The sequence below is a fragment of the Halomonas sp. A020 genome (genome assembly GCF_027943625.1).
GTDB classification, from domain to species: Bacteria; Pseudomonadota; Gammaproteobacteria; order Pseudomonadales; family Halomonadaceae; genus Vreelandella; species Vreelandella piezotolerans.
The window spans coordinates 316,447-337,538 of record NZ_AP022850.1 but is presented as its reverse complement, the minus strand read 5'-3'; the positions used below and the strand labels follow the sequence as shown (position 1 = coordinate 337,538).

Genomic DNA, 21,092 nt, shown 5'->3' with positions numbered 1-21,092 from the left:
CGACGATAGGTAAGTCGCGCAGCATAACATTTCTAGGCGACAGCGCACGGCTTCATCGCGCGCGGTTAACAGGCGTCAAGGCTGCGCCAGATGCTGTTCCAGTTCGGCGAGCCGCTCCGGGGTGCCTACGTCTACCCAGTGGCCGGAAAAATGCTCACCGCTGACTCGTTGCTTGGCCATGGCTTGCTTTAGTAACGGTGCCAGTGCAAACGCCCCAAGGGGCTCTCGAGCGACGAGTTCGGGGTGTAGGATGCCAATACCGGCGTAGGTCAGGCGTGGCTCTCCCATTGGCGTAACGCGGCCCCGGTCGAGGGCAAAATCGCCGTTTGGGTGGTGTTCCGGGTTGTCCACCAAGATCAAGTGGGCAAGATCGCCCTCTGTCAGCGCGGCCGCGCTGGGCAGGCGATCACACCACACATCGCCATTGACGAGTAAAAACGGCGCCTCACCTAGCAGAGGCAGCGCCTTGCGAATGCCTCCGCCGGTTTCGAGTGGTTGTGGCTCCTCGCTCCAGTGAAGGTGCAGTTGGTGTGCCGAGCCATCACCCAGCGCCTCCATGATCTGCTCGGCACGGTAGCTTACGTTGATCACCACCTCCTCGATGCCCGCACGCTTCAAACGCTCCAGGTGGTGGACGATCAGCGGTTTGCCCGCTACGGGTAGCAGCGGTTTCGGGCAGTGGTCGGTGAGTGGGCGCATCCGTTTGCCCAAGCCCGCTGCTAGGATCATCGCTTTCATGGCGCTGATGCCTCCAGGCGCTGGAGAATGGCGGGGCGCAGCACCTCGCGGACCCAGTCGGCAAACTCATCGTGTTCGGGAAGGGCCATTAAGCTATCTTCCAAGTGGGTTAAAAAGTGCGGCAGGCGGGCCAAGTAGCCTTGCTTGCTGTCACGCAGCGTCAATCGACAAAAAATGCCCAGGACTTTGAGCGAACGTTGGGCGGCCATCGCGTGGCACTGGGCCAAAAAGGCAGCCTCGCTCACCGAGCGAGTCAAGCGACCCTCTTGCCGGGCTTGCTGATAGAAGGTACTCACCAGCGCGGCAAACTGGTCAGCGCTGAAACGGCAGTAGCGACCTCGCAACAGCGAAATGACGTCGTAGCTGAGCGGGCCTGCCACGGCGTCTTGAAAGTCGATCATATAAAGCGTCTGATCGTGCCACATCAGATTCATCGCATCGAAATCGCGGTGAACGCTCACCACCGGCTGTTCTAGGGCGCGCTCGATCAAGCCCGTGCGCAGCGTTTCCCAGCTATCGGGAGCGGATAGCGACAGCCAGCGCTCCAGGCACCATTCGGGAAAGAGATCCAGTTCCCGGGCGAGCAGGGCGGCATCGTAGGCGGGAAGAGCGGCCGGATTGGCGCGGTTTTGCAACTCGGCAATCAGTGACAGCGCCGCCAAGTGGTTCTCTTTCGTGCGTGCCGGGTCGGTAAAGGTAGCCTGCAGCGGCGTATCGCCCAGATCGTCGAGCAGCAAAAAGCCGGCCTCCAAGTCGCTGGCGTGAATGGCGGGAACCGGTAGCCCGGCGGCGTGCCAGCGCTGGCCGATGGTCACAAACGGCGCGGAGTCCTCCTGGGCAGGTGGCGCATCCATGATGATTTGCGTGTTGCCATCCGGTAGCGTTAGCCGAAAATAGCGCCTAAAACTGGCGTCACCGCCCGCAGCAGAGAGGCGAAGAGTGGCACGGTCGAGGCCGTGGTGTTGCGCCGCCCACTGAGTGAGGGCGTCGATCCGAGAAGAGGACATGCAAGCTCCTTGCTGGTCGGGCATCATGCGGGCTGTATAATACCGATTCTGGATGCCAAGGATAACGAACATGGGCAAGCGAATCTCGCGCACCGTACCGGTTGCGCATACGCTGCTGGGCAGTTTGCTCGCTGGCGCCTCGTTTTCAGCGGTGGCACAGGACCCAACCCTGCCCGCAGAGGCGCTGGACTGGCAGGCCTGGCGCCAAGACGAAGCGTCGCAACAGCTATGCCGGGGGCGCTATGTGATGCCCGGCTACCGCTTGCCAGCGGAACAGAACCCAGAAACGCTTTCGGTGGAAACCGACGAAGTGGACTACGCCGCCGATGGCGAAGCCTTGCTGCGGGGCGATGTGGTGCTGCGCCGAGGTAATACCGAGCTGGAGGCCGAGCGCGTCTTTCTTCCGGCGGATCGCCAGCGGGTGGATGCCGAGGGGAGCCTGGCCATTCGTGATGGACAGGCCCTCGTGCGCGGTGAACAAGCCACGCTGATGCTGAACGAAGATCGCGCCTCGCTGCGTAACAGCCACTACGTGCTTTACGAACAGCATCTGCGTGGGCAAGCCCGACAGCTAGAGCAGACTGGCGAAAATCAGTACCGCCTTCAGGAGGCTACGTTTACCACCTGTGACCCCGGTGCCAATAGCTGGCAACTGGTGGGTAGCGATATTCGTCTCGATCAAGCCTCGGGGTTTGGTACCGCCCGTCACGCGCGGCTGGAAGTCAAAGACGTCCCGATATTTTACTGGCCGTGGCTGCGTTTCCCCATCGATGACCGCCGCCATACCGGGCTGCTCTCGCCGTCAGTGAGCTTCTCAAGCGATGGCTTCGATTATACGCAGCCGTTCTACTGGAACATTGCACCGAACCAGGATGCCACCATTACCCCGCGCTGGATGTCGGACCGTGGTCTGCTGCTCAACGGAGAGTATCGCTACCTGCTTGAGGGCAGCCAGGGCTTGGTGGAGGGCGGCTATCTCGATAGCGACGGCGGCACCAATAACGGCGATAACCGCTTCGAAGGCGACGACCGCTGGTACATTGATGCTCAGCATGCAGGACGGCTCACGCCGCGCAGCGACTATCGACTGCGCTACGGCGCGGCCAGTGATGGCCGCTATTTCGACGACTTTGGCGGCGAGTTCGGCAACAGCGACCGCGTCAGTATGGAGCGTCTGGCCCAGGTCGATTATCGCGGTGAGCGCTGGCAGCTCGACGCAAGGGCCCAGGGCTTTCAGCGCCTGGAAGACCCGCTCAGCGATACCGATCGTCCGTTCTACCGCCTGCCGAGTTTGACCGCCAACGCCAACTGGCAGCTAGACAACGGCCTGTATACGCAGTGGCGCTCGAACGCGACCTACTTCTGGCGCGACGTGGATGAGCGGCGAGTTCCTGAACGCGAAGCGGCCATCGGTTCGCGCCTGCACCTGACGCCCGCCGTGGGCTGGCGCTACGAGCAGCCTTGGGGCTATATCGAGCCGCGCACCGAGCTTTGGCACACCGCGTACGAATTGGATTATGGCGATCGGGTGACCGATCGCGCCACCTCGCCTTCGCGTAGCGTGGCGATCACTTCCATCGATAGCGGCTTAGTCTTCGAACGTGAACTGGAGCTCGGCGGGCGCGATTATCGCCAAACCCTCGAACCCCGGGTGAACTATGCCTATGTGCCGCGCACCGACCAGACCCAACTACCCGATTTCGATAGTCGCGAGCGGGCGTTCTCCTGGGATCAGCTCTGGTCGCCGCACCGCTTCTCTGGAGCTGACCGCGTGGGCGACCTCAACCGCGTCTCGCTCGGCGTACAGTCACGCTTGATCGAAGATAGCGCTGGCCGGGACCGACTCACCTTCGGTGTCGGTCAAAGTTACTATTTCTCCGAGCGGCGCATCGATAGCGAAGGCGACCCGGACACGCTGCCGCCGCGCCCCAGCGAAGACCCTTCCGTGAATCCGGAAAGCCGCTATCAGGCCACCCGTGACCGCTCTCCGCTGGTCACTCGCCTGGATTGGCAAATATCGGATCGCTGGAGTACCGGTTACGAGTGGCTTTACGATGATGAGCGTGAACAGACCGAGCGCTCCAGCGTGGACGTTCGCTATCGCCATCCGGAGGGGCACGTAGTGAACCTTGGCTACCGTTGGGAGATCGAAGGGTTCGATCCGAGCGTGGTGCCGGGGGACGATGGTTTCCGCGACTACAGCCGTGAAGAGTGGGATCTTTCGCTGGCGTGGAAAGCGAGCCCAAGGATTGATTTGATTGGCCGCTACCTGCACGATCAAACCAACAACCGTCCCTTGGAACAGCTCGCGGGCCTGCAGTGGAACGACTGCTGCTACGGCGTACAGCTGGTATGGCGTGAATGGATCGACGACAACGATACGGCGCGGGTTGGCGATGACTTCAACGACCGCGGGCTATTTTTGCGCTTCGTGTTTCGTGGTCTAGGTGGCGTGGGCCAAGAGGCCGACGGCTACTTTGAACAGGCGATTCCTGGCTACCGTCCCACGCCCTTATGAACGACCACTTTAAAATAGCGACTGAAAGAGACTTTTTATGATGATCAGAAAGACCTTGCTGAGCTGCGCGCTGAAGAAACGAGCCACCCAGCTGTCCGCAGGCAGCCTGATGGTGCTCTGCCTGGGCACGGGTGCGGCGCTGGTTCCGCTGACCGTTCATGCGCAAAACTTCGAGTCGGCCCAGCGTCAGCAGTTGGATAGCGTCGTCGCAGTCGTCAATGATGGCGTCATCATGCGCAGCGAGTTGGATGACCGCATTGCCCAGGTGGAGCAGCAAGCAGCGGCTCAGGGCGGCAATTTGCCGCCGCGTAACCAGCTGGCCCAGCAAGTGTTGGAGCGTATGGTCATGGATGAAATCCAGCTGCAAATGGCCCGCCGAGCCAATCTGAGCGTGGATGACACCGAACTCAACCGCCAGCTGCGCAGCATTGCCGAATCCAACGGCATGACGCTGGACCAGTTTGCCGATGCGGTAGAAGCCGACGGCATTACCCTGGCCGACGTGCGCGAAGACGTACGTCGTGAAATGTTAATGCGCCAAGTACAGCAGCGCCAGATCAGTCAGCGTGTCACGGTCTCCGATCGCGATGTGGAGCGTTTCTTGAGCCAGCAGCCGAGCCAGCAGCAGGGCCAAGCCTTTATCGAAGAAACCCGTGCCCGCCATATCCTGGTGGAACTGACGCCTACGCGTAACGAGAACCAAGCCCGTGCCCGCGCAGAAGAGGCTCGCCAGCGTTTACAGCAGGGCGCAGAGTTCGCGTCGGTGGCCCGTGAGTACAGCGACGATCGTGGTAGCGCCATGAACGGCGGCGACCTGGGCTGGGTGCGCCCTGGACAAACGGTCCCTGCGTTTGAAGAAGCCATGACGTCTCTCAGCCCGAACCAGCTCTCCGAGCCTGTGCGCTCGCAGTTCGGCTATCACGTCATCGAAGTGCTGGAGCGTCGCCGTCAGGACGTGACCGAAGAGAGCCGTCGTGAGCAGGTGCGCCAAGCGATTTTCCAGCGTCGTGCCAACGAAGAGCTGCAAACCTGGCAGCGTGAAATCCGTGAACAGGCCTTCGTGGATATTCGTCTCTAATGACGCGGCCGCTGCTGTTGACCACCGGTGAGCCCGCGGGCATCGGGCCAGAGCTTGCGCTGATGCTGGCCGCTCGTGGGCAATTAGCCAACACGGTTGCGGTGGGTGACCCGCAGATGCTGCGCCAGCGCGCCGCGCTGCTCGGGCTGGCCGTAGAGGTCGTCGAGGCCACGCCGGGTGGCTTGGATATATCCTCTCCAGGGCGTTTGGTGGTGTGGCCCGCCACACTGCGAGCGCCTGCCACGCCTGGGGTGCTCGATCCCGCCAATGCCCGCTACGTGTTGGAGACACTGCAAATCGCCGTAGACGCCTGCCAAGCAGGGCAGGCTGCGGCTATGGTCACCGCGCCGCTGCATAAAGGGGTCATCATCGAAGGGGGTTTTCCCCATTTCACCGGCCATACCGAGTGGTTGCGCGACGCCTGTGGCGTCGATGAGGTGGTGATGCTGTTGGCGACCGATGCCGCGCTGCATGCCAAGAACCCGCTTTGGCAAGGCAGCGGCGATTTGCGCGTGGCGCTGGTGACGACTCACCTGCCGCTGCGTGACGTGGCCGATGCCATCACATTCGAGCGGGTCACCCAGATTACTCGCCTGCTGGCCGCTGACTTGAAGCGCCAATTCGGCATCTCGAATCCGCGCATTGCGGTGTGCGGCCTCAACCCCCATGCCGGGGAAGAGGGGCATTTGGGGCGCGAAGAGCTGGACACGATCATTCCGGCTCTCGACGCGCTGCGTTCCGACGGGTTGGAAATCCAAGGGCCGCTGCCCGCCGATACGCTATTCACGCCGCGTCATTTGGCCGGGGTCGATGCCGTCCTCGCGATGTATCACGACCAGGGCTTGGCAGTGCTAAAATACGCCGGCTTTGGTCAGGCCGCGAACATTACCCTGGGGCTGCCGCTGGTGCGCACCTCGGTGGACCACGGCACCGCGCTGGATTTGGCGGGCCACGGTACTGCCGACCCCAATAGCCTGGGCGTCGCGCTTGCCCTCGCGCAGCGGCTTGCCGCTCAGCGTGCCAGCTCCCTGGCCGCTTCATGAATCAACCCTCCAAGGAACACTGTTAGATGTCTCAAGTGCCTCAGCAGCACCGTGCTCGTAAACGCTTCGGTCAGAACTTTCTGCGTGACCTCGGCATCATTTCGCGTATCGTCCGCGCCATTGGGCCACGCGAAGGCGACCGACTCGTCGAAATTGGCCCCGGGCAAGGTGCACTGACGGCGCCGCTGCTGGAAGCGGCGGGAAAGCTGGAGGTGATCGAGCTGGACCGCGATCTGATTCCAGGCCTGCGGGTGCAGTTTTTTAACTACCCTGAATTCGTGATTCATGAAGGCGACGCGCTGAAGTTCGATTTTGCCGAGCTCAAGGGCGAGGGCCCGGCGCTGAGGGTAGTGGGTAACCTGCCTTACAACATTTCCACGCCTTTGATCGTGCATTTGCTGAGTATGGGCAGCGCCATCGCCGATATGCACTTCATGCTGCAGAAAGAGGTGGTGGAGCGCTTGGCCGCCGAGCCGGGCAGCACCGACTGGGGTCGCCTGTCGGTGATGGCGCAATACTACTGTCAGGTCGATCAGCTGTTCATCGTGCCACCGGAGGCCTTCGTGCCGCGCCCGAAGGTGGACTCCGCGATCGTGCGTCTCACTCCCTTTGAGCACCTGCCTCACATCGCCGACGATCCGGCCCTGCTGTTCGAACTGGTCAAGCTGGCCTTTGGGCAGCGGCGTAAAACGCTGCGCAATAACCTGAAAGGGCGGGTCAGCGCCGAGACGTTGGAAGCGTTGGGCATCGACCCGGCGCGACGCCCGCAAACCCTGACGGTGGCGGAGTACGTCACCATCGCCAATCAGGTCGCGGCCTACGAGTCGGCCAGCGCAGACAACGACCGCCAGGGAGGCGACGAGGGGTGAGTGGTTTGGAGATCGAGGTCAGCGTTACGCCCGAGTTTCGTGATGCCGAGTCGAGCGACAGTGAATCCCGCTACGTGTTTAGTTACACCGTAACGGTCCACAATCAAAGCCCACATAGCGTGCAGCTAATGGCGCGTTACTGGAAGATCACCCAGGGCAGCGGCGATAGCCAAGAGGTACGCGGCAAAGGCGTGGTGGGCCAGCAGCCGCTGATTGGCCCTGGTCAGCGTTTTCGCTACACCAGTCGAGCGATCTTACAAACGCCGGTGGGGGTGATGGAGGGGGCTTATACGCTGCTCAATACCTATACCCAACGAGCCTTCGACGTGCCCATTGCACCGTTTCGGCTCGCCGTTCCACGGCAGCTACATTGACGCTGATCAGGCGTGGGACGGTCGCCTGAGTTGGCGATCTAAATGGTCACAAAGGCGCAACGCCAGTTGAACGATCGTCAGCGTAGGGTTGGCGTGGCCGACGCTTGGAAACACGCTTGACCCCGCTAAGTACATGTTTTTTTGGTCGAACAGGCGACAGTCACTATTGACGATCCCCTGTTCGGCGCGATGGCTCATCCGAGTACCGCCCATATGGTGGCGCCCCGCCAGCTCGCCTTCGCTGGGCATTACGACAGGCTGGGCAGCTAACCAATCAGCGAGCTTTAAGCGCCCGATATTCTGGTTGAGCAGGTGTTCTCCAAGTAGCAGCATACTGTCGCGAATGGTGTGGCGGTCTAGCGCTGACTGCTGCCAAATAAGCCGACTGCGTGGGATACCGAACTCATCGACCTCCGTATCCAGCGCCACTCGATTGTCGAAACGCGGCTCCTGCTCCCAGGCGGCGCGTAGAATCACGCCATGCATGACGCGACCTTGGGCTTGCCACGTGGAGAGCTGTTCTCCTAGTGCTGGCGCGTCTTGTGACAGCGTATCGATCAACTGCTGAGTGGCCTCCCCGTTCATGCGGTGTAAGCGCAGGCCGCAGTTGAGCAACTGGCGCTTGGAAAGCATATCGGGAGTGGGGGATAAAAAGACGTTGTACTCTTGATCCAGCCCCAGTGCCTGCGGCTCAAACAGCAGTGCTTGGCCCACGGAAGCATGCGGATGCTCCATCCAATAGCGACCCAATGTCGAGGCGTCGCGGATAAGCTGACCATTGGATTGCTGGTTTAACCACAGCAGCAGTCGCGAGTTTTCGATGCCGCCGCAGGCGAGTACGAAGTATCGTGCACGAACCTGGCACTCATCCCCCTGAAAGTTACGCAAGGTGGCGCGCTCGACTCGGCCAGCGTGACGTTCAAGCGCCACCAAATTGGCCGTCAGACAGTAGTCAACATGGGCATACGCATTGAGTGTGGCGGCATATTTATCTTTCAGCCGCACAGGGTTGCCCAAAGAGAAGTAAATACGCTCAAATCCTGAGCCGGGCACCGGGTAATCGGCATGGGGTTGCGTTAAATTCAGTAGCTTGGCGGCCTGGGTGTAATAGGGCGCGAGCGCCTCTTGAGTAATTGGCCAAGCCGTATCAGGAGCGGCCGTCTTTGCAGTAAAATCGTGGGCGTCCAAAGGCCTACATACCCCGCCCCAGTGATTGGTAGAGCCACCTAAATAGCGTAGGCGTGCGTCATCCAGGGGAATGTAGGGGTCGCCGACGACCTCGCCTCGGTAAATGGCTTGGGAGCGCTCGCTGTAAGAGGCCTCTCCACCTTCGCACAGCAACGTACGATGCCCTTGCTCAGCCAGCGTCACGGCCATGGCGATCCCGGCTGCACCGGCACCGATGATGCAGATGTCGTAGTCGGTTGCTTGGGTCGCGAGGGTGTCAAAGGCGAGATACATTAGCGATCTTCAGCGCTTAGCAGCCAACCGTTCACCAGTACCGGCGCCGGTGGAGAGACGGATTGTGCAGCCGCTATCGGCCACCGGCTTAGGGTGAGCACGGTGCCTGTCGAAACAAGCAGGCATCTTAAAACGTCTCGGCGGGCAAGATCGATCGGGGAGTGACGCGGCAAGTAAGGGCTCATCAGCGTACCGTTATCCTTAACAGAGAGTCGCGAGCTGTCTGAGTACATAGTGATGTAACTTTGCCGATTGCTCCAGAATTTTTGTGCTGCTGGAGGGAGATAACGCCGAGGCGTTCCCCTGAGTCGTTAGGCGTGTTGTCCATCATTTTCATTCCATTCATCACAAGGCCTTAGCCTATGAGTACGTACGCCATTGGCGATCTCCATGGTTGCCATGCCGAATTTGTCAGCCTGTTGGAAAAACTACGCTTCAACCCGGCCCAGGATAGGCTTTGGCTGGTAGGGGATCTGATTAATCGCGGCCCTGGTTCGCTCGCTTGCCTGATGGAGGCCAAGGCGTTGGGGGGGGCCGTGCGCTGCGTGCTGGGCAACCACGATTTTCATTTGCTGGTGGTGGCTCGTGGGGGCGGCAAGTTGAAAAAGAACGATACCTTGGACGATATTCTGGCATCTCCCCAGCGTGAGTCGCTGCTGGATTGGCTGCAGAACCAGCCCCTGGTCGTGCGCGAGGAGAGTACGCTCATGGCGCACGCGGGCCTACTGCCAAGTTGGAGTGCCGAGCAGGCGCTAGCGCTTAGCGGTGAAGTGCAGTCGGCACTTCAGAGCGAGCGTTCGGGCGAGTTTCTGTCCCAGCTTTTTGGCAATCAGCCGGATCGTTTTCGGGACGACCTGGAAGGCATGGATCGTCTGCGCTGTATCGTCAACGTGTTGACCCGGATGCGCTTCATCGACACCCAGGAGCGTCTCGATTTTGCGGCCAAAGAGGGGCTCGATAGCGCCCCTGATGGATTCGCTCCCTGGTTCCAGTTTCCACGTCAGGATGATATACGCCTAATGTTTGGCCACTGGGCCGCGTTGGAGGGGCGCACGCCCCACGCCAAGATCAACGTCGAGGGGCTGGACACCGGCTGTGTATGGGGCGGCGCGTTGACCGCTATGAATCTGGAGACCGGCGAGCGCACCTGCGTGATTAGCCAGCAAGGAGGCCGTTAAGTGTTTCAACAGGATGCTCTTACCCAAGGGTTAGAGGTGTACCGGGTAGGTGGAGCAGTGCGGGATGCGTTGCTGGGCTGGCCGGTGGTCGATCACGACTGGGTCGTAGTAGGGGCGACGCCGGACGACATGCGTCGGCGGGGCTTCAAGCCTGTGGGTCGCGACTTTCCGGTTTTTTTGCATCCCCATACGTCAGAGGAGTATGCGCTGGCGCGCACCGAGCGCAAATCTGGTCATGGCTACGGGGGCTTCGAGGTGTATGCCAGCCCGGACGTGACGCTGGAGGAAGATCTGTCACGGCGTGACCTGACGATCAATGCCATCGCTCAAGGGACTAACGGAGCGCTGACCGACCCGTTTCACGGTCGGCAGGATATCCAGCAACGCCTGTTGCGCCACGTATCGCCTGCCTTCAGCGAAGATCCGCTGCGGGTGCTACGTACCGCGCGCTTTTTAGCTCGCTATGCGCATCTGGGCTTTGCCATCGCCCCAGATACCCAGGCGTTGATGCGTCATGTTAGTGAAAGCGGCGAACTTGGCCATCTCGCCGCAGAGCGGGTGTGGGTCGAGACCGAAAAAGCGCTGGGCGAATCCAATCCAGAGCGCTATTTCACGACGCTACACGAGTGCCAAGCGCTGGCCACTTGGTGGCCGGAACTTGCCGATGACGAAACGTTGGCTGCTGCCCTCGATGCGCTAGCCAGCGCGCCTGAGACCTCGTCACCCGCGCTGGCCCACTGGCGCTATGCGCTATTGGTGTCGGTGCTTAGTGATGAGCAGCGCGACGCGTTAGCGAGCAGGCTGCTGCTGCCCAACGCGGTGGCGCAGTTGGCCCGCCATACCGCGCTGACGAAAGCGCTGCTCGATGAACCGCTCGACGATGAGCGAGTGCTGCACTGGTTGGAGCGCTTGGATGGCTGGCGCAAACCCGCTCAAGTCATTGCGCAGTTACAACTTGTCAGCCGTTTGGCACCGGCGCGCCAACCCCGGCTAGAGAAGGCGTGGCAAGCCGCTCAGGCAGTGAGCCCCCAGGCATTGCTCGGTGAGGGGTATCGTGGCGCCGCCCTAGGAGACGCGCTGCGCCAGCATCGCCAAAAAGCGGTGGCAGGCGCGTTAGACGAGGGGGCGTCGCGCTAGCGCGCTATGGCCACCCGGAGCTGCGGCTCGGCTTGGGAAATCCAGCGGCCTCGCCAGTGAAAATCGATCGGCCATAGGCGTTGGTCGCCTAAGGTAAAGCGCTTCCAGAGTGTGGCATAGGGGGTTTGGCAGGCGGGGTGGCGCGTGTTGGGCAAAAGCTCCGCCAGGGGTTGAAGCACGAAGGCGTTACGGGTGATTTCGCCACGCGGCAGCGCGACGTCATCAATGACCCCGCAGGCATCGCCGACGGTCAGTAGATCGATGTCCAGCGCGCGGGGGCTGCATTTCATCATGTCCGGCGTTCGGCCGTGGGCGATTTCGAGCTCTTTGGACCATGCTTGAAGCTCGCTCACCGACCAGTCGCTATAGAAAGCGACCACCAAGTTGTAGAAGTTGCGGCTATCGTTGAAGCCGACCGGCTCACTTTCGAAAATGCGTGATATCTGCAGCGGGCCAAAGGTATCTTCCAGGGCGTCTAGGCAAAGTCGGATATGGGTGTCAGGATCGATGTTGCTGCCCAAGCTCAGTGTGACCAGATTCATAACGGTGTGTCCTGCGTGGCCTCCGGCAGCGTGCCGCGCGTGATTTCCAGGCCGACGCTGGCCGCTTGAGGAACGGCACCGGGTTTGCGGACGGTCATGCGAAGCCAACTGATCGGAAATTCGTGCTGCAAGCAGGCAGCAAGGCGCTCTGCGAACGTTTCCACCAAGGCGAATTGATGCTCGTCGGCAAACTGCTGGATTCGCTGGCAGATAGCGGCATAATCCAGCGTTAGGCGTAGCTCGTCCGTGGCGGCAGCTGGCCGAATATCCGTTGCCAGCGATAGATCCAGGCTCAGCGATTGCGTTATCGTGCGTTCCCAGTCGTACACACCGATGACGGTGTCGACGGTGAGTGCTTCGATCAAAATGCGGTCCACAGGCCTTCCCCCAGGGTCAACAAGCGGGCGATTGTACTTGAGGATGACCAGAAACGACAGTAAGGCAGCGGCGTCGGCCGCCCATGCCAGGGTAGGCAGTCCATGATATGGATCGTAATCGGTTATTTGAGCGGTAGTTGGCTGGCGGCGGTGAGCGTATGTCGGTGGGCCGGTGTGACGGATCCACGGTTTTGCGGCTCTTACAACCCAGGATTTTCGAACGTGCTCCGCCTATATGGTCCAAGGCTCGCCGCGGCCACGCTGCTGCTCGATGCGTTAAAAGGGGTGCCTGCCGTACTGGCTGCCAAGCTGCTGGCGCTGCCGGTATGGTTGCAAGGTCTCGTGGGGCTGGCCGTGTTGCTGGGCCATAGCTATCCGATCTGGCACGGCTTTCGCGGCGGAAAGTCGGTCTCCAGCGCGTTTGGCGTGCTGTTGGTGCTGGTACCCAGCGTGGCGCTGCTCACGGCGCTTTGCTGGGCGCTACTCGCGTGGCGTTTGCGCACGGCGGCGGCGGCATCGCTCGTTAGCGCGCTGTTGGCACCGCTGCTGTGTCTCTGGCTAGCCCCCGGCTACGTCAGCGTTGTAGGGGGCTTTAGCCTGCTCGTATTGGCCCGCCATGGCCTCAATATTCGCCGTTTGCGCCGCGGGGAAGAGCCGCCCCTACGCGGATAGGCGCGAGAGCTACCGTGGTGCGGTAAGCGTATCGAGCGGCCAGCGAGGGGTCGCCTGCATCACGCCGTTGTCATCCCGCTCGCCGGCTGCCAAGCGCTGCGCACCGACATAGGCAATCATGGCGCCGTTGTCGGTACAAAAGCGCCCGCGAGGGTAATAAGCACGGGCTTGGCGCTTTTGGGTCTCCAGCGCTAGCCGTTCACGCAGGCGAGTATTGGCGCTGACGCCGCCTGCCATCACGATGCGTTTTAGGCCGGTTTGGTCAAGGGCGCGGCGGCATTTGATCACCAGTGTATCGACGACGGCTTCTTCGAAGGCTCGCGCAACGTCGGCCTTCGCCTGATCATCCAATTCGTCTGCCGCTTCTAGCTGTCGAATGGCCGTTAGGGTGTGGGTTTTAAGGCCTGAGAAACTGAAGTCCAGCCCCGGACGATCAGTCATTGGGCGCGGAAAACGAAAGCGCGTCGGGTCGCCCTGTTCGGCAAGCTTTGCGACCATCGGTCCGCCTGGATAAGCAAGGCCGAGCATTTTGGCGGCCTTGTCGAAAGCCTCCCCGGCGGCGTCATCCACCGACTCCCCCAGCAGTTGGTAGTGCCCTAACCCCTGTACTTCGACTAGCTGAGTGTGGCCGCCCGAGACCAGAAGGGCCACGAACGGGAAATCGGGGGCGTCATCTTCCAGCATCGGGGCGAGCAGGTGACCCTCCATGTGGTGAACGCCCAGCACCGGTATGTTCAGCGCTTTGGCCATGCCGTGGGCAGTGCTGGCGCCAACCATCAGAGCGCCGACGAGGCCCGGTCCGGCGGTGTAAGCGATACCGTCCAGGTCTTGGCGGGTGAGCTGGGCGTCTTTCAATACTTGCTCGATCAACGGCAACAGCTTGCGGGTGTGATCTCGGGAGGCCAGCTCCGGCACGACGCCGCCGTACTCCGCATGCATGGCGATTTGGCTATACAGCGCATCGGCCAACAGGCCGCGCCCGCCGGTGAACGCGGTATCGTAAATGGCGACGCCGGTTTCGTCGCAAGACGTTTCAATGCCCAGTACGCGCATGGCAAAAGAACTCGTGTAGGTGGTAAGACAGAGGTTACAAACCGGCTAGTCTAGCATTATGGCAGTAGAGGGGCGTAAGCATTTGCAAAGATCGTCAACCGCGACTAGACTACTGTGCGCTGTAAAACTGGGTCGTACACCGTTGTGTTCGGTGTGCGTACTATCCGAACTCAAGACTCCTTAAGGTAGGTGAGTGCTTAATGCCTTCTGTAAAAGTACGTGATAACGAGCCGTTTGACGTCGCCCTGCGTCGCTTCAAGCGTTCTTGCGAAAAAGCTGGCGTTCTGTCTGAAGTACGTCGTCGCGAGCACTACGAGAAGCCGACTGCTGAGCGTAAACGCAAAGCGGCCGCTGCCGTAAAACGTCACGCTAAGAAGTTGCAGCGTGAGCGTAAGCGTTTCGAACGGCTCTATTGATCCGTACCTGGGGATAGCCAGCGCAATTGACCGGTTATCCCAAGAGGGATGCCAAGCGGCCGCCACTAGGTGGCCGTTTGTTTTTCGTTCTGTGATGTGTGTTTTGCGCGGTTTAAGGTGATCAGGCGCATTGTCTGATGACGTTAGACCCGCCCATTAGCGCTTCGCGCGAGGATGCCCGCAGTTCATGGCAGGCCAAATTCCACAGCGTTTCATTGACGACCTGCTCGGCCGCGTTGACGTGGTGGAGGTTGTCGGCGAGCGCGTGCAGCTTAAGAAAGCGGGTCGTAACTTCTCCGGTTTGTGCCCTTTCCATCAGGAAAAAACACCGTCGTTCACGGTGAGTGCCGACAAGCAGTTTTACCACTGCTTTGGCTGTGGCGCTCATGGCAACGCGCTGCGCTTTTTGATGGAGTACGACAAGCTGCCGTTCCCCGAAGCGGTAGAGCAGTTGGCCGGGCGTTTAGGTCTCGATGTTCCCCGTGAGGGAGCGGATGACCCGCGTGCTCAGCAGCGCGAGAAAAAGCGTAAAGAGGGCGTCAACCTGCTGGAAGTGGCCGCCAGCTTCTACCGCGAGCGGCTGAAAATGCAGGAGGGTCAAAGTGCTCAGCGCTACCTGCAGGGCCGCGGACTGTCGCCAGAGGTCATCGACACCTACGGTATTGGTTATGCGCCGGGTGGCTGGGAGGCGCTCAAGCAGCATCTGTCGGCAAAAGGGATCGGCGAGCCGGTACAGGTCGAGTACGGACTGCTGATCCACCGCGAAGACACTGGGCGCACCTACGATCGTTTTCGCGACCGAGTGATGTTTCCCATCCGCGACTTGCGTGGTCGTACCCTAGGCTTTGGCGGCCGGGTCATGGGGGATGAACAGCCCAAATATCTCAATTCACCAGAAACGCCTGTCTTTCATAAAGGGCGCGAGCTATACGGTTTGTACGAGGCGCGTCAAGCGTCTAGCAAACTCGAGCAGTTGGTGATGGTCGAAGGCTATATGGACGTGGTGGCGCTGGCTCAGTTCGGCATTCATAACGCCGTCGCTACGTTGGGCACGGCGACCACTGAAGATCACTTGAGCCGCCTGTTTCGTTTGGTGAGCCGGGTAGTGTTCTGCTTCGACGGTGACCGGGCGGGCCGCCAGGCGGCAAGTCGCGCGCTGGAAACCGCTCTCCCGCAGATGATCGATGGGCGCGAGGCAAGGTTTCTGTTTTTGCCGGAAGGTGACGACCCGGATTCGCTGGTGCGTCGAGAGGGCAGAGAGGCGTTCGAAGATCGTGTCACCTGTGCGATGCCGCTCTCGGAGTTTCTCTTCGAGCAGGCCGCCCAGGGGCGCGATTTGAATACGGTGGAAGGGCGCGAGCGATTTGCGAGTCAAGTGCTGGAGGCGCTGAACAAGGTGCCTGACGGTATGCTGAAATCGCTACTGCTCGAGTCACTGGCCAAACGCAGCGGGCTGGCCCAGTCGCAGCTTCAGGCGCTGCTGGATAAGCGCACCGCTTCCGCCAGCGCACCGCCGCAGTGGGAGCCAGTGGATGACGCGGCGCTCGAGCCGGTGGTGGCGGACGAGACTTCACGCCCTGCTGCCCGCCGCCGTCAGGGAGCGAAGCTGCAGGCGCTATCGACGGTGGCTCGGATCGTACAGCTACTGCTTCACGAACCACGCTTGGTGACGGTGCTGCCCGAGACGTTGGAGTGGCTACCCGACAACAGCGAAGAGGCACCGCTGTGTCGCGACCTGATCGCGCTGCTGCGCGCCGGGCGCTACCGGAGTCCGCAGGTGGTGCTGGCGCATTTTCAGGGTAGCCATGAGGGTCAGGTGTTGGCCGAGCTCGCCCAGCGTGAGCTGCTGATTCCGAAAAGCACTCGGGAGGCGGAGCTCAATGGTTTGGTCGAACATTTGCTAGAAAAGCAGCGCAAGCGCTCGCCTCAGGAAGAGTACGATGCGCTGCTGGCGCTGGAGCGCTCTGGACAGAGGCTGGATAAGGAGCAGCGTCAGCGATTGGCGAGTCTGATGATGGAGCTGGTTCAGCGCTCAGGAGACAGACCGGTCAAGAGCAATACATAGCGAGGGGTTGAATTACGACGCTTCAACACCACATATAGGGTTAGTCGCCAGGCGCTGGCCTAACCGAACAACCTAACACACCTGAATGACCGCGCAAATACGTTTCGCTGGAAAAAATCCCGCTATTTACGCTATACTGTTCGGCTTGTTGAGTTTAATCGATTCAGCGCCCCAGGTGTTTCATTCTTCTTCGTCGAGATAGGGTTTCTATGGCTGGAAATGCGCAGCAGCAGTCACGTCTGAAGGAGTTGATCGCGCGCGGCAAGGAGCAGGGCTACCTGACCTATGCCGAGGTCAACGACCATCTACCCGAGGATATCGCCGACCCGGATCAAGTGGAAGACATCATTGGCATGATCAACGACATGGGTATCAGTGTCGTTGAGGAAGCGCCAGATGAAGACACTTTGATGATGTCGGATCACTCCACGGACGAGTCCGCTGCGGAAGAGGCCGTTGCGGCGCTCGCCGCCGTGGAAAGCGACGTAGGTCGCACCACCGACCCCGTGCGCATGTACATGCGTGAAATGGGAACGGTCGAGCTTTTGACCCGCGAAGGCGAAATCGAAATCGCCAAGCGAATCGAAGAAGGCACGCGGGAAGTGATGTCCGCACTGGCGTATCTGCCGGGCGCGGTCGCGTCGATCCTCGAAGCCTACGACGCCACTCAGGACGAAGAAGCGCCTGGGCGCTTATCCGATCTTTTCTCTGGCTTCATCGACCCCGACGAAGGTATCCCCGGGGTTGCCGAGGCAGAAACGCCGGAACCTGACGTCGATACCGAGCTGAGCGACGATGACGATATCGATAGCGACGCCGACGATGACGAAGAAGACACCAGCGCCAGCGAAGGCGGTCCAGATCCAGAAGAGGCTAAAGCGCGTTTCGAGCAGATTCGTGAGCAGAACGCGGCGGTGGAAGCCGCGCTGGCCAAACACGGTCGTGGTAGCTCCGAATTGAAATTCGAACAGGAGCGCCTCGCCGAGCTGTTCTCGCCGATCAAGCTGGTGCCGAAGCACTTCGAGCGACTGGTAGGCCAAGTGCGGATCAGCGTCGAGCAGGTGCGTGCCCAAGAAAAAGCGGTCATGCAGCTGTGCGTCAAGAAAGCCAAGGTGCCGCGCAAGACGTTCATCAAGTCGTTCCCGGGCCACGAGTCGGATCAGACGTGGCTGGACGCCTTCCAAGAAGCGCAGCCCAAGTACGCTGACCGCTTAGAGCCACTGCGTGCCGATATCGCCCGTTCTCAGCGCAAGATTGCCTTCGAAGAGGACATGGTGCAGCTCTCGGTAGCCGATCTGAAAGAGGTCAACCGCAAGCTGTCGATTGGCGAAGCGAAAGCACGTCGTGCCAAGAAAGAGATGGTCGAGGCGAACTTGCGCTTGGTGATCTCGATTGCCAAGAAGTACACCAACCGCGGCCTGCAATTCCTCGATCTGATTCAGGAAGGCAACATTGGCTTGATGAAGGCGGTGGACAAGTTCGAATACCGTCGTGGCTACAAGTTCTCGACCTATGCGACATGGTGGATTCGTCAGGCCATCACTCGCTCGATTGCCGATCAGGCGCGGACCATTCGTATTCCGGTCCACATGATCGAGACGATCAACAAGCTCAACCGCGTCTCCCGTCAAATGCTGCAAGAGATGGGGCGCGAGCCGACGCCGGAAGAGCTGGGCGAGCGTCTGGAAATGCCTGAAGACAAGGTGCGTAAGGTGCTCAAGATCGCCAAAGAGCCGATCTCCATGGAGACGCCGATTGGTGATGACGACGATTCGCACCTGGGGGATTTCATCGAGGACGGCACCATGCTACTGCCGATCGATATGGCCACCGGCGAAGGCTTGATCGAAGCGACCCGCAACGTGCTGGGTGGTTTGACGGCCCGCGAAGCGAAAGTCCTGCGTATGCGTTTCGGTATCGACATGAACACCGACCACACGCTGGAAGAAGTGGGCAAACAGTTTGACGTTACCCGCGAGCGGATTCGTCAGATCGAAGCCAAAGCGCTGCGCAAGCTGCGTCACCCCAGCCGCTCAGAACCGCTGCGCTCGTTCCTGGACGAGTAAAGCCGCGAGTAGTGCAGAGTGAGTGGTGAATAGAGTAGCCACGAAGACCGAAAAGCCCGCCGTTCTCTGAACGGCGGGCTTTTTATGTTATGCCGTTTAAAGCTTAGAGCGTGTAGTAAGTGGCAGAGCCTGGACCAACCGGTAGGCCAAGAATAAACACCCAGATAAAGAACAGCACACTCCAACCGATCAGCATGAACAGCGTGTAAGGCAGCATGAGCGCCACCAGCGTGCCGATGCCCATGTCGTTACGATAACGGGTCGCCACCGCGAGAATCAGGCCAAAGTAGCTCATCATGGGCGTAATTAGGTTGGTGACGGAATCGCCGATCCTATACGCCGCCTGAATGACTTCGGGCGCGTAACCCATGAGCATCAGCATGGGGACGAAGATAGGGGCGGTGACCGCCCACTGCGCCGAGGCGCTACCCAGCGACAGGTTGACGAAGGCACACATGAGAATGAACAGCGCAAACAGACCGGGGCCTCGCAAGCCAAGGGAGTCCAACAGGTCAGCGCCCGCCACGGCAGTCACAGTGCCAAAATTACTCCAGTTGAACAGCGCCACGAACTGAGCGGCAAAGAACACCAGCACGATATAGAGGCCGAGACTGCTCATGCTTTTGGCCATGGCATCGACGATATCGCGATCGTTTTGCATGGTGCCCGCCAAACGGCCATAGACAAAGCCCAGTACGGTGAACGCAATGGCAACGATGACCACAATACCGCGTAGGAACGGCGAACCGCTCACGAGGCCCGTCTCTGGGTTGCGCAGAATGCCACTCTCCGGCACCACCATGACGGCCACTAACGCTACCAGCGCCAGGGCGGCTAAGCCCGTACCTTTGAGTGCCCGTTTCTCTGTAGCGGTCAGACCATCCATACGGTGCTGGTCGATATCGCTATCGGCATAGGCCGAATCGAATTTGCCAAGCTTGGGTTCGACGATGCGTTCGGTAACCAAACCGCCAATCAGGGTGACGAAGAACGTGCTGGCAAACATGAAGAACCAGTTAGCCTCAGCGCCAACGACGTAGGCAGGGTCGAGCAGGCGTGCGGCTTCTTGGGTGATGCCGGAAAGCAGCGGGTCGACCGTGCCGATCAAAAGGTTGGCGCTATAGCCACCGGAAACGCCGCAGAAAGCCGCTGCCAAGCCGGCCAGTGGGTGGCGACCCAAGGAATGGAAGATCATTGCGGCCAACGGAATGAGCACCACATAGCCAAGCTCGGCGGCCATGTTCGACATGATCCCGGCAAACACTACGGCGTAAGTCACGATGCGCGGAGAGCGGTTGAGCACCAGCGCGCGCATACTCGCCGATAATAGGCCGGAGTGTTCGGCAACGCCGACTCCTAACATGGCCACCAGCACCGTGCCCAAAGGTGCAAAACCGGTGAAGTTGGTCACCATATTGGTGACGAGAAGGCGTAGCCCTTCCGCATTGAGCAGTGAATTCACCGCAATCCACTCGCCCTCGTTCGCGGGGCGCGGGTCGGCGACGGATACGCCCAGGGCGGCAGCGATACCGCTAGCCAGCACGACCAGTACACAGAGAATGGCAAACAGTGTGACCGGGTGCGGTAATAGATTTCCCAGCCATTCGACGCTATCGAGAAAGCGTGTGAACGCTCCGCGGTTCAGGTTTTCTTCGCGATTTCGTGGGTTTGTCATAAGGTTTATATCGTTGGTAGGTTATTGTTTAGCAAAAATGCCTATGAAAACAGATCGGCTGACACTACGTTGATGGTGCCAAGGGCGCAAATGGCTTTACGTATAGCGAGATGTAAAAAATGAAACACCGCTGATGCGGGGCGTCAGCGGTGTTTGGCTGGGGGGATAAGTGATTGGTTAAGGCGTTTGCCGTGCGCGATAGATGCGTCGTGCGAGAAAGAGAAGCTCGATGGTGGCAAACAGAATCAAGCTGTAGCCGAGTAGTTCGATGGCCTCTTCGGCAATGTCTTTGAAGTCACGGATATAGTGCTCTTGCAACACGGCTCGCCAAAAATCTTGGCGTCCATAAAGGCGAGAAAAGATATAGGTGACCAGCACGCCTGCCGCAAATAGACCAAACGAGAAGGTGTTGCTGTAGTGGCGAAACTCTTCCAAAAACCGCTGGCGGTGAAAGATGACCCAGCCAAGACTGGGGAGCACGATCAGCGCGACGAGATATTTCCAGGTGTCTTCCGCCACGTAGTGATCGAGAAAGTAGTCCTGCTCACGCACGAGCGATGCGCCGATAAACGCCAGCAGCAGCAGCGTGACGGTGGGCCATACTTTCAATACGTGGCGAATATAGATCAGTAGCGCGCAGCAGCTTGCCAATACCAAGGTTTGTGTGAATTCGGTAAAACCAAGCTCGGAGTAGCGAACCTCGGGCAGGTAAAGCACTTCCAGGTAACCGCCTTGGGCGATACCGCCGATGGCGAGCGTGTACAGAGTGGCACGAAGTAGCGCGGTGCGAAAACTGATCGCCCAGGGGGGTGACGATGGCATA

General features: G+C 60.0%; 19 protein-coding genes. 11 read left to right on the top strand and 8 right to left on the bottom strand.

All coding sequences use genetic code 11. From position 1 onward, the window contains the following. Window positions 1-75: 75 nt before the first annotated feature. Complete coding sequence (murU, locus tag FRH_RS01530) at window positions 76-738, bottom strand: N-acetylmuramate alpha-1-phosphate uridylyltransferase MurU (RefSeq protein WP_281997638.1); 663 nt, start codon at window positions 736-738, stop codon at window positions 76-78. Beyond that, the gene (locus FRH_RS01525; RefSeq protein ID WP_281997637.1) at window positions 735-1,745 is read right to left on the bottom strand and encodes a phosphotransferase; all 1,011 of its coding nucleotides are present in this window, start codon (window positions 1,743-1,745) and stop codon (window positions 735-737) included. Before FRH_RS01525 ends, murU begins: the two co-directional genes overlap by 4 nt. Window positions 1,746-1,815: 70 nt before the next feature. On the opposite strand from FRH_RS01525, the gene FRH_RS01520 reads away from it, so the two are divergent. Genes FRH_RS01520 through apaG form a run of 5 tightly spaced genes read left to right on the top strand, consistent with a single transcriptional unit; the run spans window position 1,816 to window position 7,627 of the window. Continuing rightward, the gene (locus tag FRH_RS01520) at window positions 1,816-4,263 is read left to right on the top strand and encodes an LPS-assembly protein LptD (protein ID WP_139526506.1); all 2,448 of its coding nucleotides are present in this window, start codon (window positions 1,816-1,818) and stop codon (window positions 4,261-4,263) included. A 37-nt stretch (window positions 4,264-4,300) separates the two neighbouring features. Beyond that, complete coding sequence (locus FRH_RS01515) at window positions 4,301-5,341, top strand: peptidylprolyl isomerase (RefSeq protein WP_139526507.1); 1,041 nt, start codon at window positions 4,301-4,303, stop codon at window positions 5,339-5,341. After that, window positions 5,341-6,384, top strand: coding sequence for a 4-hydroxythreonine-4-phosphate dehydrogenase PdxA (gene pdxA / locus FRH_RS01510; protein WP_281997636.1), 1,044 nt, complete (start codon window positions 5,341-5,343; stop codon window positions 6,382-6,384). Before FRH_RS01515 ends, pdxA begins: the two co-directional genes overlap by 1 nt. 26 nt (window positions 6,385-6,410) lie before the next feature. Then, on the top strand, window positions 6,411-7,253 hold the full coding sequence (gene rsmA / locus FRH_RS01505) for a 16S rRNA (adenine(1518)-N(6)/adenine(1519)-N(6))-dimethyltransferase RsmA (protein ID WP_281997635.1): 843 nt from the start codon (window positions 6,411-6,413) through the stop codon (window positions 7,251-7,253). Further along, window positions 7,250-7,627 carry a Co2+/Mg2+ efflux protein ApaG gene (gene apaG, locus FRH_RS01500; protein WP_139526510.1) on the top strand — a complete coding sequence of 126 codons (378 nt, stop codon included), beginning with the start codon at window positions 7,250-7,252 and terminating at the stop codon, window positions 7,625-7,627. The genes rsmA and apaG overlap by 4 nt, the downstream gene beginning before the upstream one ends. A 6-nt stretch (window positions 7,628-7,633) precedes the next feature. On the opposite strand, the gene FRH_RS01495 is transcribed toward apaG, so the two are convergent. Next, window positions 7,634-9,088, bottom strand: coding sequence for an FAD-dependent oxidoreductase (locus FRH_RS01495; RefSeq protein ID WP_281997634.1), 1,455 nt, complete (start codon window positions 9,086-9,088; stop codon window positions 7,634-7,636). Between the two features lie 362 nt (window positions 9,089-9,450). Here FRH_RS01495 and FRH_RS01490 point away from each other — a divergent pair, with 362 nt between their 5' ends. Together FRH_RS01490 and FRH_RS01485 are read left to right on the top strand one after the other, a co-directional pair. After that, window positions 9,451-10,266 carry a symmetrical bis(5'-nucleosyl)-tetraphosphatase gene (locus FRH_RS01490; RefSeq protein WP_139526512.1) on the top strand — a complete coding sequence of 272 codons (816 nt, stop codon included), beginning with the start codon at window positions 9,451-9,453 and terminating at the stop codon, window positions 10,264-10,266. After that, window positions 10,267-11,403 carry a polynucleotide adenylyltransferase gene (locus tag FRH_RS01485; RefSeq protein WP_281997633.1) on the top strand — a complete coding sequence of 379 codons (1,137 nt, stop codon included), beginning with the start codon at window positions 10,267-10,269 and terminating at the stop codon, window positions 11,401-11,403. Here the strand turns inward: FRH_RS01485 and folK are convergent. Both folK and folB read right to left on the bottom strand, forming a co-directional pair. Then, the gene (gene folK / locus FRH_RS01480) at window positions 11,400-11,945 is read right to left on the bottom strand and encodes a 2-amino-4-hydroxy-6-hydroxymethyldihydropteridine diphosphokinase (protein ID WP_281997632.1); all 546 of its coding nucleotides are present in this window, start codon (window positions 11,943-11,945) and stop codon (window positions 11,400-11,402) included. The two genes, FRH_RS01485 and folK, sit on opposite strands and share 4 nt — an antisense overlap. Further along, window positions 11,942-12,322 (bottom strand): dihydroneopterin aldolase, encoded by a 381-nt coding sequence (gene folB / locus FRH_RS01475; protein WP_281997631.1) that lies wholly within the window; start codon window positions 12,320-12,322, stop codon window positions 11,942-11,944. Before folB ends, folK begins: the two co-directional genes overlap by 4 nt. A gap of 102 nt (window positions 12,323-12,424) precedes the next feature. Here folB and plsY point away from each other — a divergent pair, with 102 nt between their 5' ends. Continuing rightward, window positions 12,425-12,994, top strand: a complete 570-nt coding sequence (plsY, locus tag FRH_RS01470) for a glycerol-3-phosphate 1-O-acyltransferase PlsY (protein WP_281997630.1) — start codon at window positions 12,425-12,427, stop codon at window positions 12,992-12,994. A gap of 9 nt (window positions 12,995-13,003) precedes the next feature. On the opposite strand, the gene tsaD is transcribed toward plsY, so the two are convergent. Next, a complete protein-coding gene (gene tsaD, locus FRH_RS01465) occupies window positions 13,004-14,047 on the bottom strand; it encodes a tRNA (adenosine(37)-N6)-threonylcarbamoyltransferase complex transferase subunit TsaD (RefSeq protein WP_281997629.1) in 1,044 nt (347 codons plus the stop codon). Between the two features lie 200 nt (window positions 14,048-14,247). Here tsaD and rpsU point away from each other — a divergent pair, with 200 nt between their 5' ends. The 3 genes from rpsU (at window position 14,248) to rpoD (ending at window position 18,594) form a co-directional block, all read left to right on the top strand. After that, complete coding sequence (gene rpsU, locus FRH_RS01460; RefSeq protein ID WP_016416934.1) at window positions 14,248-14,463, top strand: 30S ribosomal protein S21; 216 nt, start codon at window positions 14,248-14,250, stop codon at window positions 14,461-14,463. A gap of 187 nt (window positions 14,464-14,650) precedes the next feature. Then, window positions 14,651-16,528: a DNA primase gene (dnaG, locus tag FRH_RS01455; protein WP_281997628.1), complete on the top strand. Its 1,878-nt coding sequence runs from the start codon at window positions 14,651-14,653 to the stop codon at window positions 16,526-16,528. A 209-nt stretch (window positions 16,529-16,737) separates the two neighbouring features. Next, window positions 16,738-18,594: an RNA polymerase sigma factor RpoD gene (gene rpoD, locus FRH_RS01450; protein ID WP_139526519.1), complete on the top strand. Its 1,857-nt coding sequence runs from the start codon at window positions 16,738-16,740 to the stop codon at window positions 18,592-18,594. A gap of 103 nt (window positions 18,595-18,697) precedes the next feature. On the opposite strand, the gene FRH_RS01445 is transcribed toward rpoD, so the two are convergent. Together FRH_RS01445 and FRH_RS01440 are read right to left on the bottom strand one after the other, a co-directional pair. Further along, on the bottom strand, window positions 18,698-20,269 hold the full coding sequence (locus FRH_RS01445) for an AbgT family transporter (RefSeq protein ID WP_139526520.1): 1,572 nt from the start codon (window positions 20,267-20,269) through the stop codon (window positions 18,698-18,700). 177 nt (window positions 20,270-20,446) lie between these two features. After that, complete coding sequence (locus FRH_RS01440; RefSeq protein ID WP_281997627.1) at window positions 20,447-21,091, bottom strand: hypothetical protein; 645 nt, start codon at window positions 21,089-21,091, stop codon at window positions 20,447-20,449. Window position 21,092: the final 1 nt, after the last annotated feature.

Excerpts from the sequence above, each read along its gene's own strand:
- murU (WP_281997638.1), bottom strand. The coding sequence starts at position 738 with ATGAAAGCGATGATCCTAGCAGCGGGCTTGGGCAAACGGATGCGCCCA.
- FRH_RS01525 (WP_281997637.1), bottom strand. The coding sequence starts at position 1,745 with ATGTCCTCTTCTCGGATCGACGCCCTCACTCAGTGGGCGGCGCAACAC.
- FRH_RS01520 (WP_139526506.1), top strand. The coding sequence starts at position 1,816 with ATGGGCAAGCGAATCTCGCGCACCGTACCGGTTGCGCATACGCTGCTG.
- FRH_RS01515 (WP_139526507.1), top strand. The coding sequence starts at position 4,301 with ATGATGATCAGAAAGACCTTGCTGAGCTGCGCGCTGAAGAAACGAGCC.
- pdxA (WP_281997636.1), top strand. The coding sequence starts at position 5,341 with ATGACGCGGCCGCTGCTGTTGACCACCGGTGAGCCCGCGGGCATCGGG.
- rsmA (WP_281997635.1), top strand. The coding sequence starts at position 6,411 with ATGTCTCAAGTGCCTCAGCAGCACCGTGCTCGTAAACGCTTCGGTCAG.
- FRH_RS01495 (WP_281997634.1), bottom strand. The coding sequence starts at position 9,088 with ATGTATCTCGCCTTTGACACCCTCGCGACCCAAGCAACCGACTACGAC.
- FRH_RS01490 (WP_139526512.1), top strand. The coding sequence starts at position 9,451 with ATGAGTACGTACGCCATTGGCGATCTCCATGGTTGCCATGCCGAATTT.
- folK (WP_281997632.1), bottom strand. The coding sequence starts at position 11,945 with ATGAATCTGGTCACACTGAGCTTGGGCAGCAACATCGATCCTGACACC.
- plsY (WP_281997630.1), top strand. The coding sequence starts at position 12,425 with ATGATATGGATCGTAATCGGTTATTTGAGCGGTAGTTGGCTGGCGGCG.
- tsaD (WP_281997629.1), bottom strand. The coding sequence starts at position 14,047 with ATGCGCGTACTGGGCATTGAAACGTCTTGCGACGAAACCGGCGTCGCC.
- rpsU (WP_016416934.1), top strand. The coding sequence starts at position 14,248 with ATGCCTTCTGTAAAAGTACGTGATAACGAGCCGTTTGACGTCGCCCTG.
- dnaG (WP_281997628.1), top strand. The coding sequence starts at position 14,651 with ATGGCAGGCCAAATTCCACAGCGTTTCATTGACGACCTGCTCGGCCGC.
- rpoD (WP_139526519.1), top strand. The coding sequence starts at position 16,738 with ATGGCTGGAAATGCGCAGCAGCAGTCACGTCTGAAGGAGTTGATCGCG.
- FRH_RS01445 (WP_139526520.1), bottom strand. The coding sequence starts at position 20,269 with ATGACAAACCCACGAAATCGCGAAGAAAACCTGAACCGCGGAGCGTTC.
- FRH_RS01440 (WP_281997627.1), bottom strand. The coding sequence starts at position 21,091 with ATGCCATCGTCACCCCCCTGGGCGATCAGTTTTCGCACCGCGCTACTT.